The organism is Streptomyces torulosus (genome assembly GCF_001419765.1).
Lineage (GTDB): Bacteria > Actinomycetota > Actinomycetes > Streptomycetales > Streptomycetaceae > Streptomyces > Streptomyces torulosus.
In genome coordinates this window covers 1-11,116 of sequence record NZ_LIRK01000264.1, presented here as the reverse complement: position 1 = coordinate 11,116, position 11,116 = coordinate 1, and the positions used below count along the sequence as shown (strand labels likewise).

Below are 11,116 nucleotides of genomic sequence, written 5' to 3'. Positions count from 1 at the left end.
GCCACACCCCCCAACCGGCCACCGGCACCACCACGACGGCGGCGCCGGCAGCGGTCAGCGGGCGGCGGAGAGGCGAACGGCGGGGCTGGGGCGGCTCGAAGTCCGGTCCTACGTACGACACGCCTGCCACCATACGGGGCGCGCCGGCGCCGGCCCGCCCCGTATGGTGGCAGGCGTGTCGTACGTAGGACCGGACTTCGAGCCGCCCCAGCCCCGCCGTTCGCCTCTCCGCCGCCCGCTGACCGTGGCCGTCGCCGCCGTCGTGGTGGGGTCGGTGGCCGGTTGGGGGGTGTGGCAGGCCGTCGGCGACCCCGGCGGCGGGGACGACGGGTCGAACCGGGCGGCCGCGCGCAACCAGCCGAGAACCGCTCCCCCGGCGTCGCCGACGCCCTCCACCGAGCCGACCGCCTCCGAGGACGGCGAAGACAAGGACGGCAAGGACGGGAGGAAGGGGGACGACGGCAAGAAGGCGAGCCCGACCGCCTCCTCCGGGGCCGCCGCCGACGGCCCCCTGAAAGGCAAGGTCGTCGTCATCGACCCCGGCCACAACTCCGGGAACTTCCGGCACACCGCCGAGATCAACCGCAAGGTGAACATCGGCACCGGGATGAAGGAGTGCGACACCACCGGGACGTCGACCAACGGCGGTTACACGGAGGCCGAGTTCACGCTGGACGTGTCGCGCCGGGTCCGGGCGCTCCTCGAACAGCAGGGCGCCACCGTGAAGTTCACGCAGGACGGCAACCGGGAGTGGGGCCCCTGCATCGACGAGCGGGCCCGCATCGGCAACGCGGCGGAGGCCGACGCGGTGGTGTCGATCCACGCCGACGGCTCGGCGGCAGGCAACCGCGGCTTCCACGTCATCCTGCCGGGCGCGGTGCACGAGGGCGCCGCCGACACCCGGCCCATCGTCGGTCCCTCCCGCGACCTCGGGGAGCGCATCGCGGGCAAGTTCGTCCGCGAGACGGGCAGCGCTCCCTCCAACTATGTGGGCGGAGGTACCGGTCTCGTCACACGTCAGGACCTGGGCGGTCTCAATCTGTCAACGGTTCCCAAGGTGTTCATCGAGTGCGGCAATATGCGCGATAGCAAGGACGCGGCACTGTTGACCACCGGCACATGGCGGCAGAAGGCCGCGCAGGGGATCTCTGAGGGAATCGTGAGTTTCCTGCGCGGGTAGGGGGAGGGTCGTGATCATCGTGGCAATCCCGACGTACACCTACGTCGGGTGGACGATATGGTCATCCCTACGATGAGGGGCCACCCCCGCGCTTCCCACCTGAGCCTGATGGCGCCATGGTGAACAGCGACGCCTCCACACCGATGACGAGACGACTGACGAAGGACCTGAAGTGAATATCCGCTCCCTCACCAGAGGCGACGGCGTCGTGATCGGAGCAGCGGTATTGCTGTTCATCGCGTCGTTCCTCGACAACTACTCCCTCGACGGCGTTCCTGACAGCTTCGAACTCCCGAACCTCTGGGAGAGCGGGCCGGTGCTGCTCAGCGTCGTGCTGGCGGGGCTCTTCGGCGCCGTGTTCATCGTCATCGCCAGGGGGCTGCCGCAGGCGCCGAAGATCGCCGGCATCGATCTCGGCCACTTCGGCATCGCCTTCACGGTATTCGCCGCGTGGAGCGCGCTCGGCAACATCTTCGACCCGGCCGGCGGCGCCGACAACTTCGGCAGCGGCTCGGGCAGCAGCAGCACCGACGCCGGAACCGGCCTCATCCTCGCCCTCATCGCGACCCTGATCATGGCCGCCGCGGCCATCGCCACCCCCCTCGTCCCCGCGCTGAAGGCCGCCCTCGTCGGCGCCCCGCGTCCGGCGGCTCCGCAGCCGTACGGTGCCCAGCCTCCCGGTGGTTACGGCTACCCGGGTGCCGGTGCTCAGGCGCCGTTCGGTGCGAGCCAGCCCCAGCCGGGGCAGCCGGGCGCGCCGTTCGGTGGGGGTCAGCCGCAGCCGCAGCCGCAGCAGGCGCAGGCCGCTCCGCAGCCGCCCGCGGGGGACTTCTCTCCGTTCTGGTTCGCCGTGCCCGTGGCGCGTCCCCTGTTCGCCGAGGACGGCTCGCAGTCGACGATCGCCGAACTGGCCCCCGGTACCTGGTACCTGGCGGTCGAGCAGCGCGGCGCCAACCTGGTCGCCCAGACCCAGGACGGCCGTCGCGGTGTCCTCCAGGACACCACCGGCATCCAGCGCGGCTGAGCGCGACGCCGCACCCTCGCCGTACGACCGGCCCCTCGCTCTTCCGAGCGGGGGGCCGTTGTCGTACAGTCGCCCTCCTGGCCAGTGGAACTGACGGGGCGTCAGGAGGCGGCGTATGCGGCTCGGTCTGGCTCTGGGGTACTGGGGGCGTGGTCCTTCGGCGGATCATGTGCCGCTCGTTCAGGAGGCGGAGCGGCTCGGGTACCACTCGGTGTGGACCGCCGAGTCGTGGGGGTCGGACGCGTTCACGCCGCTCACCTGGATCGCGGCGCGCACGTCGCGGATCAAGCTCGGGACGGCCGTGGCGCAGATGGCGGCGCGGTCGCCGACGACCACCGCCATGCACGCGCTCACCCTCGACCATCTCTCCGGCGGTCGGATGCTCCTCGGGCTCGGGCTGTCCGGGCCGCAGGTCGTGGAGGGCTGGTACGGGCGGCCGTTCCCGAGGTCGCCGCTGACCGCGACGCGGGAGTACGTCGATGTCGTACGACAAGTGCTCAGGCGGGAGGGCCCCGTCGAGCTGGACGGGCGTTTTCACGCGCTGCCGTACCGCGGTCCTGACGGCAGCGGCGTGGGCAAGCCGCTGAAGTCCATCACGCATCCCCTCCGGTCCGATCTGCCCGTCCTGCTGGGCGCCGAGGGGCCGAAGAACATCGCGCAGACCACCCGGATCGCCGACGGCTGGCTGCCGTTGTACTGGTCGCCGACGCGGACGGACGTGTACGAGGCGTCGTTGGGCGATCCGCGCGAGGGGTTCCTCGTCGCTCCCATGGCGCGGGCGCAGCTCTGCGACGACGTCGCCGAGGGACTGCTACCCGTGAAGATCATGCTCGGCTTCTACATCGGCGGGATGGGGCACGCGAAGCGCAACTTCCACGCCGACCTCATGGCACGCATGGGATACGAGGAAGAGGCGCGGCGGATACAGGCGTTGTTCCTCGACGGCCGTCGCGAGGAGGCCGTGCTCGCGGTGCCGGACGCGTTCGCCGACGAGATCTCGCTGGTGGGGCCGAGGGAGCGGATCGCCGAGCGGCTGGAGGTGTGGCGGAAGGGGCCGGTGACGGATCTGCTCGTCGTGTCGCCGGACCCGGCGACGCTGCGGGTGCTGGCCGAGCTGAACTCCTAGGGTTTCAGCCACGCGTGAGCGGCAACCCGTCAAGCATGTCTCGATATAGCGGCTCCAACCAGGCGGGCCGGGTCATCGCGATCGTCGCGGACGTGATGGCCTTCATTCTGGGCCTGTGGATCCTGATGTATCTGTTCGGTGCGAACGGCGCGAACGACTTCGTGCAGTTCGTCCATGACGCGGCCCGCTGGCTCGCCGGCTGGTCCCACGACCTGTTCACCTTCGACGAGCAGTGGGCGCGGGTCGTCGCCGGGTACGGGCTCGCCGCCGTGGTCTACCTGTTCGTGGGCCACGCCATCGCGAACCGCATGCACCGTCACTGAGTGCGTCGCCGCTCGGGGCCGCCCGGTCGGAGCTCGGGTGGCTGGGGCTTCCGGGTGGCTGCGGGTGGGCCGTGGTTGCTCGCGCAGTTCCCCGCGCCCCTGAAAAGCACGGGCCGGGCCCGGGGGTGTTCAGGGGCGCGGGGAACCGCGCGACCAGCCCCCGCTCACCCGCGGCCACCTCAGGACCTCAAGCCCCCTGCCCGGAAGGGGGAGCGCAACACTCCGAGTCGTCGAAGTCGTCCAAGCCGCGCGGCAGTCGCTCCCCGCCGAACACCGCGCAGGTCGCCTCGTCGCCGCCCAGCGCGGCCACCGCCAGCAACAGTGATCCCGCCGTCCACGAGGTCAGTTCCTCGGGCCAGACGGCCCCGTCCTCGAAGACGTAGCCCGTCCAGTACAGACCGGTCGCGGGGTCGCGCAGGTGCTGGATGGACTGGAGGATCTCCAGGGCCCGGTCGGACTCGCCCATCGCCCAGAGCGCGAGGGCGAGTTCGGCGGACTCGCCGCCCGTCACCCACGGGTTGGGGACGACGCAGCGAACGCCGAAGCCGGGGACGACGAAGCGGTCCCAGCCCTCCTCGATACGGGACTTGGCCTCCGCGTCCGTCAACGCGCCGCCCAGCACCGGGTAGTACCAGTCCATCGAGTAGCGGTCCTTGTCGAGGAACCGCTCGGGGTGCCGGCGTATCGCGTGCCGCAGCGCGCCCACGGCCAACTCCCAGTCCGGCTGGGGTTCCTCGCGCTGCTCGGCGATGGCGAGCGCGCAGCGCAGCGCGTGGTGGATGGACGAGGAGCCGGTCAGCAGGGCGTCGGCCACGGGCGTGCCGTCGTCCTCGCGCTTCCAGCCGATCTGCCCGCCGGGCTGCTGGAGCCGCAGCACGCACTCGATCGCCGCGTGCACGGCGGGCCACATGCGGTCGAGGAACGTGTCGTCGCCGGTGGCCAGGTAGTGGTGCCAGACGCCGACGGCTATGTACGCGACGAAGTTGGTCTCCCGGCCGCGGTCGGTGACGTCGGCGGCGTCACCGTCGGCGTACGCGGCGTACCAGGAGCCGTCCTCGTTCTGGTGCCGGAGCAGCCATGTGTAGGCGCGCTCGGCGGCGTCGTGCTCACCGGCCGCGTCGAGGGCCATGGCGGCCTCGACGTGGTCCCAGGGGTCCAGGTGGTGTCCGCGGAACCAGGGGATCGCGCCGTCCTCCCGCTGTACCGCGAGGATCCCGCGGACGGTGGCGGCGGCCTGCTCGGCGGTCAGTACCCCGGGCAGGACCAGGTGTTCTGTCCGGGGCGTCGTCACTTGGCGGCCACCCCGGCCTCGGCACCGGACTCGGTCCCGGCCGTTGTCACGTCGGCGTCGGCGATCCGCGGCAGGTGCGGCTTCGTCGCGTACACCACGAAGCTCTTGCCGATCAACGGGTTGAGGGCCTGTTCGGCGACCCGGGTGGCCAGGGGCTTCTTCATGATGTCCCAGACCAGCAGCTTGTGGTACGCGCGGACCGGGAGCGCCTTGTCGTTGTCGACGCCGAACGCGCACTTCAGCCACCAGTACGGCGAGTGCAGGGCGTGCGCGTGGTGGGTGCCGTACGGCTTGAGGCCGGCCTCGCGGACCTTGCCGAGCAGTTCGTCCGCCTTGTAGATGCGGATGTGGCCGCCCTCGACCTCGTGGTACGCGTCGGACAGCGTCCAGCAGACCTTCTCGGGACCGTAGCGCGGGACGGTGATCGCGATGCGGCCGCCGGGCCTGAGCACCCGGACCATCTCGGCGAGCACACCCTTGTCGTCCGGGATGTGCTCCATGACCTCGGAGATGATCACGACGTCGAAGGACTCGTCGGGGAAGGGCAGGGCGAGGGCGTCGCCCTCCATGGCCGTGGCCGTCGCGCCCTCGGGGGCCTCGCCGGCCTCCTTCATCGCCGCGAACCACTTGGCGACCTCGCGGATCTCGTCGCCGTTCTGGTCGAGGGCGACGACCTGGGCGCCGCGCCGGTAGCACTCGAAGGCGTGCCGGCCCGCTCCACAGCCGAGATCCAGGACGCGGTCCCCCGGGGCGAGCGGGAACCGGGAGAAGTCGACGGTCAGCACGTGGCCCTGCTTTCGCGGTCGGCGCTTTCGCGGTTTGCTTCAACTGCTTCTTCGACGGCCTCGTGGGCGTCGACGACTCGGTCGGCGGTGTGGCCGGTGGTGTGGTCCGCCGCCGGTACGGCGCGGGGGGCGGTGCGCGCGGCGGTCGCCGCCGGGCGCCCCTCGGCGCGGGCGATCGCCTCGCGGTAGTGGGCGACCGTGCCCTCGGCGGCCCTGGCCCAGGTGAACCGGCGCAGCACCCGCTCGCGGCCCGCGTGCCCGAGCCGGGCCCTCAGGTCGGGGTCGCCGAGCAGCCGGTTCAGCGCGGCGGCCAGGGCGCCCGCGTCGCCCGTGGGCACCGCGAGGCAGGTCTCGCCGTCGGGTCCGGCGACCTCCGGGATGGCGCCGCCGGTGGTGGCGACCAGGGGCGTGCCGGTGGCCATGGCCTCGGCGGCGGGCAGCGAGAACCCCTCGTACAGGGAGGGCACGCAGGCGACCTCGGCGGAGCGGACCAGGTCGACCAGCTCGGCGTCGGAGATGCCCTTCACGAAGTCGACGGCGCCGTCGAGGCCGTAGCGCTCCATGGCCTGGGCGACGGGGCCCTCGGTGGGCCGCTTGCCGACGACCACCAGATGGGCGGCGGGGTGCTCGGTGCGGACCTTCGCCAGCGCCTCGACGAGGAAGACGAGGCCCTTCAGCGGCACGTCGGCGCTGGAGGTGGTGACGATCCGGCCGGGTATCCGCGCGACGGACGGATCGGGCGAGAAGAGGTCGGTGTCGGCGCCGATGTGGACGACGTGGATGCGGTCGCCGCGTACGCCGAGGTGGTCGACGATCTCCTGGCGGGAGGTGCCGGAGACGGTGAGCACGCTCGGCAGCCGGCGCGCGACGCGCTTCTGCATACGGGTGAACGCGTACCAGCGGCGTACGGACATACGGCGCTGCCAGCCCTCGGCGGCGTCCAGCTCCAGCTGCCGGTCGACGGTGATGGGGTGGTGGATGGTGGTGACGAGGGGCGCGCCCACCTCGCCCAGCAGGCCGTAGCCGAGGGTCTGGTTGTCGTGGACGACGTCGAACTCACCGCGCCGGGCGCGCAGATGGCGGCGGGCGCGGAGGGAGAACGTCAGGGGCTCGGGGAAGCCGCCGGTCCACATCGTCGCCACTTCGAGCGCGTCGATCCAGTCGCGGTACTCGTCGCGCTTCGGGGTGCGGAAGGGGTCGGGCTGACGGTACAGGTCGAGGCTGGGCAGCTCGGTGAGGGAGAGCCCGCCCGGTCCGGCGTCGGGAACCGCGTCCTCGTCGAGGACGGGGTAGGGCTGGGAGCCGATGACCTCGACCCGGTGGCCGAGGCGGGCGAGTTCACGCGAGAGGTGCCGTACGTACACGCCCTGGCCCCCGCAGAACGGGTTCCCTTTATAGGTGAGGAGCGCGATGTTGAGCGGTCGGCCGCCGTCGGCGGCGGGGCTGGCCCGATGCCCCGCCTCACTGGCCTCAGCGGTCACTCTCGGCCCCCTTCTGCCTGTGTTGTCCGGTGAGATTACGTCGGGACGGTAATCTAGAACAAGTTACAGACTTGATCGTTCAAGGAGCACTGAATCTACCGGCAGGTAGGGCCGCGGTGAGCGGTGGATCAGGTGATTCACGCCACGGCACGCGCCCTGGCATGCTGTCGGATCGCACGCCCTCACCGACTGTCACGGAACGGTACCCATGCCTGCGGAAGCCAAGGTGGACGCCAGTAGCGCACGACAGGAACCGCGACCGGAGTCGCGGCCGGACTCGCCGCCCCTCACCCAGCGGCAGGAGGCCCGCCGGCGCCGGATCCTGCACGCGAGCGCGCAGCTGGCCAGCCGGGGCGGTTTCGACGCCGTGCAGATGCGTGAGGTCGCCGAGTCCTCGCAGGTCGCCCTCGGCACGCTCTACCGCTACTTCCCCTCCAAGATCCATCTGCTGGTCGCCACGATGCAGGACCAGTTGGAGCACATGCACGGCACGCTGCGGAAGAAGCCGCCGACCGGCGAGACGGCCGCGGAGCGGGTGGCGGAGACCCTGATGCGGGCGTTCCGCGCGCTCCAGAGAGAGCCGCACCTCGCGGACGCCATGGTCCGCGCGCTCACGTTCGCCGACCGCAGCGTCAGCCCCGAGGTGGACCAGGTCTCCCACCAGACGACGGCGATCATCCTGGACGCGATGGGCCTGGAGCGCCCCACGCCTGAGCAGCTCTCCGCCGTCCGCGTCATCGAGCACACCTGGCACTCGGCCCTCATCACCTGGCTCTCCGGCCGTGCCTCCATCGCCCAGGTGAAGATCGACATCGAGACGGTCTGCCGCCTGATCGACCTGACGGCACCAGGGGACGCGAGGGACGCGACATGACCCCGGCGCCGCACGGGCGCCGGGGCGGATGAAGACCTACGAGCACATGAAGGACCTACGAGACGGGTTCCCTGCGCCGGTATTACCCGGATCAGGTGCTGGGGGTCGCCGTCGGTCCTGTACCAGCGACCTCCGGCCTCTCAGCCCGACCGTCGACGTCGGCACCAGCGGAGACCTGCGCCTCACGCTTGCGTCGGCTACTCCGGTCGAACTCCCTCACTCGTCCCGTAGGCCGAATTCCAGAATAGAACGCCTGTAGCCGTACGCAACCCCCCAAAGGGGATTTTTTACACGACCTCCAGCCCGCTCCAGCTGCGCCCGACGGCCGTCTCGCCCGCCCATCGGTCCAGCAGGCGTCGGGCGTCGTCCTCGGGGGCCGCGAGGGACACACGCTGGGCGCCCGCGTGGACGCTGCGCTCCTTGTGGAGGGTGCCCTCGCTGCAGCAGGCGCAGTGGACGACGAGGCTGCTCTCGGGTTCCGCGCACAAGTCGTGGTCGGTGAACAGTTGGAGGAGGGCCTCCAGGTCGGCCTGTTCGGCCGCGGCGACGGTCACGGAGAGGGTGGGCAGGTCGGAGGGTTCGAAGAGGAGGAGCTCGTCGAAGACGGGGTAGGTCGTGCCGGCGACGACCCGTTCGCCCTTCGGTTCTCCGTCGTGGACGACGATCTCGCCGTAGCGTCGGCCGCCGGTGACGGGCACGTTGAGGACGCGGCCACGGGTGGGGCAGAGGCGTTCTATCCAGACGACCTCGCGTTCGCCGTCGGTGTCGAGGCGTACGCAGGCGTTGCCGAAGCGGCCGGCGATCTCGCCCTCGCCGTCGGGCAGGTCGATGCCGAAGCCGGACCAGGCGTCGCGGGCGGTCGCCCAGTCGCGGCGGATGGTCGCGGCGATACCGAGGTTCCAGAACGCCGGGTCGCCCTCGCCGCGCGGGGAGCGGGCGGCGGCCTGGACGCCGAGCTCGTACGCCTTCTCCCAGTTACCCAGGAACTTGTGGCCGAGCGCGGCGTCGTACCACCACACCGCGCTCGCCTCCAGGTCCGGGTAGTGGACGAGCACCTGCTCGTAGAGGTCGGCGGCGCGCTGCCACTCCTCGGCGTCCCAGGCCGCACGCGCCTGCTCGATCAACTGCTTGGCCTCGGACTTCCGCACGCTTTCCCGCCCTGGTCACTGATGGTTCACGGTGATACGAGAGCACAGCGTAAGGGGTGGTGAGCGGCTACTCCTCCGAGGGGAACACCGGCTCGCCGCTGCCGGGCAGGGCGATCGAGATCGCCTCCACCGGGCAGCCCTCCGCCGCCTTCAGGATGCGTTCGTTGGCGTCCGTCTCCGGTTCGACGGGGTGGGACTGCATCGCGGTGTCGAGGCGGAAGGCGTCCGGGGCGAGGTGCGTGCACTGGGCGGAGCCGATGCAGATCGCCCGGTCGACCTCCACGCGCCAGCGGTCGCCCATCAGCCCACCCCCTCGCCGGTGGTGGTGGGCGGCTGGTACCCGGCGGGCAGGTGGATCATCTTGTGCTCCAGGTACTCGCCGTAGCCCTCGGGGCCGAACTCGCGGCCCAGGCCGGAGTTCTTGTAGCCGCCGAAGGGGCCGAACATGTCGAGGCTGAAGGTGTTGACGGAGTACGTGCCGGTGCGGACCTGGCGGGCGATCTCGATGCCGCGCTCGTCGTCGGCGGTCCACACGCTGCCGCTCAGGCCGTAGTCGGAGTCGTTGGCGATCCGTACGGCCTCGGCCTCGTCGTCGTACGGGAGGAGGCAGATGACCGGGCCGAAGATCTCCTCGCGGGCGATGCGCATGGAGTTGTCGACGTCGCCGAAGAGGGTGGCGTCCACGTACCAGCCGTGGTCGAGGCCGGCGGGGCGGCCGCCGCCGGTGAGGATCTTGGCGCCCTCCTCCTGGCCGATGCGGATGTAGTCGAGGCTGCGGCGCTGCTGCCGCTGCGCCACGAGCGGGCCGAGTTCGGTGGCGGGGTCGAGGGGGTCACCGACCTTGAGCGCGGAGGCGGCGGCCGCGAACGCCTCGGCGAACTCGTCGTAGCGGGTGCGCGGGACGAGGATGCGGGTCTGGGCGACACACGCCTGGCCGTTGATCATCCAGGCGAAGGGCGCGATGCCGTTGACGGCGGTCTGCGCGTCGGCGTCCGGCAGGATCACCGCCGCGGACTTGCCGCCCAGCTCCAGGGTGACGCGGGTGAGGTTGCGGGCGGCGACCTCCATGACGCGTTTGCCCGCGGCGACCGAGCCGGTGAAGGAGACCTTGTCGACGCCCGGGTGCCCGACGAGGTACTCGCTGACCTCGCGGTCGGCCGGGAGGATCGACAGGACGCCCTCCGGGAGGCCGGCCTCGGCGGCGATCTCCGCGAGCAGATACGCGTCGAGCGGGGTCTCGGGCGAGACCTTCAGGATCGCGGGGCAGCCCGCGAGCAGGGCGGGGGCGAGTTTGGCGGCGGCGGTGAACTGCGGGACGTTCCACGGGACGACGGCCGCGACGACCCCGACCGGTTCGCGCCGCACGAGGATCTTCCCGAGCACGCCGTCGCGGTGCTCCTCGTAGGTGAAGTTCCGTGCCGTGGTGATCGCCGCGTCCCAGACCATCATCGAGGCGAGGGCCTGCACCATGACGCTGGAGGTGAAAGGGGTGCCGTTCTGGGCGCTGATGAGGCGGGCGAACTCCTCGTGGCGCACGGCGAAGGCGTCCTTGATACGGGCGACGACCTCGATGCGTTCGTCGAGGGTCGTGCGGGGCCACGGCCCCTCGTCGAACGCCTTCCGCGCGGCGGCCACGGCCCGGTCGACGTCCGCGCGCGAGGCGTGCGGTACGCGGCCGATGACCTCCTCCGAGTGCGGCGAGACCACCTCGATGACGTCCGTGCCCAGGGGGTCCGTCAACTCCCCGCCGATGAACAGCTGTCCGTGTTCCACGAGCTCGGTCATGGCCGACTGCCTCCCCGGAGCCGATTTCTGACGCTGCATCAGATAGGGAACTGATACCAGCTCCGGTTCGAGGAGTCCACGGGGTGGGCGATGCAGGGT

Annotated in this window: 11 protein-coding genes; 5 read left to right on the top strand and 6 right to left on the bottom strand. The window is 71.3% G+C overall.

Features of this window, described 5'->3' with window-relative positions; genetic code table 11:
* The first annotated feature begins 175 nt into the window (after nucleotides 1-175).
* The 4 genes from AOK23_RS19200 to AOK23_RS19185 all read left to right on the top strand — a co-directional run bounded on the left by AOK23_RS19200 (nucleotide 176) and on the right by AOK23_RS19185 (nucleotide 3,653).
* Entirely contained in the window at nucleotides 176-1,180 is a 1,005-nt protein-coding gene (locus AOK23_RS19200; protein WP_055713927.1) for an N-acetylmuramoyl-L-alanine amidase, read from the top strand.
* A 172-nt stretch (nucleotides 1,181-1,352) separates the two neighbouring features.
* Complete coding sequence (locus AOK23_RS19195; protein ID WP_107102818.1) at nucleotides 1,353-2,204, top strand: hypothetical protein; 852 nt, start codon at nucleotides 1,353-1,355, stop codon at nucleotides 2,202-2,204.
* A gap of 115 nt (nucleotides 2,205-2,319) precedes the next feature.
* Nucleotides 2,320-3,330 carry an LLM class F420-dependent oxidoreductase gene (locus tag AOK23_RS19190; protein WP_055713926.1) on the top strand — a complete coding sequence of 337 codons (1,011 nt, stop codon included), beginning with the start codon at nucleotides 2,320-2,322 and terminating at the stop codon, nucleotides 3,328-3,330.
* 35 nt (nucleotides 3,331-3,365) lie between these two features.
* A complete protein-coding gene (locus AOK23_RS19185; protein WP_055713925.1) occupies nucleotides 3,366-3,653 on the top strand; it encodes a hypothetical protein in 288 nt (95 codons plus the stop codon).
* Between the two features lie 187 nt (nucleotides 3,654-3,840).
* On the opposite strand, the gene AOK23_RS19180 is transcribed toward AOK23_RS19185, so the two are convergent.
* The 3 genes from AOK23_RS19180 to AOK23_RS19170 are packed head-to-tail and all read right to left on the bottom strand — an operon-like array spanning nucleotide 3,841 to nucleotide 7,210.
* Entirely contained in the window at nucleotides 3,841-4,944 is a 1,104-nt protein-coding gene (locus tag AOK23_RS19180; RefSeq protein ID WP_055713924.1) for a prenyltransferase/squalene oxidase repeat-containing protein, read from the bottom strand.
* The gene (locus AOK23_RS19175) at nucleotides 4,941-5,729 is read right to left on the bottom strand and encodes a class I SAM-dependent methyltransferase (RefSeq protein WP_055713923.1); all 789 of its coding nucleotides are present in this window, start codon (nucleotides 5,727-5,729) and stop codon (nucleotides 4,941-4,943) included. Before AOK23_RS19175 ends, AOK23_RS19180 begins: the two co-directional genes overlap by 4 nt.
* On the bottom strand, nucleotides 5,723-7,210 hold the full coding sequence (locus AOK23_RS19170; protein ID WP_055713922.1) for a glycosyltransferase family 4 protein: 1,488 nt from the start codon (nucleotides 7,208-7,210) through the stop codon (nucleotides 5,723-5,725). The genes AOK23_RS19175 and AOK23_RS19170 overlap by 7 nt, the downstream gene beginning before the upstream one ends.
* A 208-nt stretch (nucleotides 7,211-7,418) precedes the next feature.
* Here AOK23_RS19170 and AOK23_RS19165 point away from each other — a divergent pair, with 208 nt between their 5' ends.
* On the top strand, nucleotides 7,419-8,084 hold the full coding sequence (locus AOK23_RS19165) for a TetR family transcriptional regulator (protein WP_055713921.1): 666 nt from the start codon (nucleotides 7,419-7,421) through the stop codon (nucleotides 8,082-8,084).
* A 287-nt stretch (nucleotides 8,085-8,371) separates the two neighbouring features.
* Here AOK23_RS19165 and AOK23_RS19160 read toward each other — a convergent pair whose 3' ends face one another.
* The 3 genes from AOK23_RS19160 to AOK23_RS19150 form a co-directional block, all read right to left on the bottom strand.
* Nucleotides 8,372-9,232, bottom strand: coding sequence for a tetratricopeptide repeat protein (locus AOK23_RS19160; protein WP_055713920.1), 861 nt, complete (start codon nucleotides 9,230-9,232; stop codon nucleotides 8,372-8,374).
* Between the two features lie 67 nt (nucleotides 9,233-9,299).
* A complete protein-coding gene (locus tag AOK23_RS19155; RefSeq protein ID WP_055713919.1) occupies nucleotides 9,300-9,533 on the bottom strand; it encodes a ferredoxin in 234 nt (77 codons plus the stop codon).
* Entirely contained in the window at nucleotides 9,533-11,017 is a 1,485-nt protein-coding gene (locus tag AOK23_RS19150; protein WP_055713918.1) for an aldehyde dehydrogenase, read from the bottom strand. Before AOK23_RS19150 ends, AOK23_RS19155 begins: the two co-directional genes overlap by 1 nt.
* Nucleotides 11,018-11,116 lie beyond the last annotated feature (99 nt).

Bases quoted from the DNA above. Each gene is read 5' to 3' on its own strand.
- AOK23_RS19190 (WP_055713926.1), top strand. From the start codon at position 2,320: ATGCGGCTCGGTCTGGCTCTGGGGTACTGGGGGCGTGGTCCTTCGGCG.
- AOK23_RS19185 (WP_055713925.1), top strand. From the start codon at position 3,366: ATGTCTCGATATAGCGGCTCCAACCAGGCGGGCCGGGTCATCGCGATC.
- AOK23_RS19165 (WP_055713921.1), top strand. From the start codon at position 7,419: ATGCCTGCGGAAGCCAAGGTGGACGCCAGTAGCGCACGACAGGAACCG.
- AOK23_RS19155 (WP_055713919.1), bottom strand. From the start codon at position 9,533: ATGGGCGACCGCTGGCGCGTGGAGGTCGACCGGGCGATCTGCATCGGC.
- AOK23_RS19150 (WP_055713918.1), bottom strand. From the start codon at position 11,017: ATGACCGAGCTCGTGGAACACGGACAGCTGTTCATCGGCGGGGAGTTG.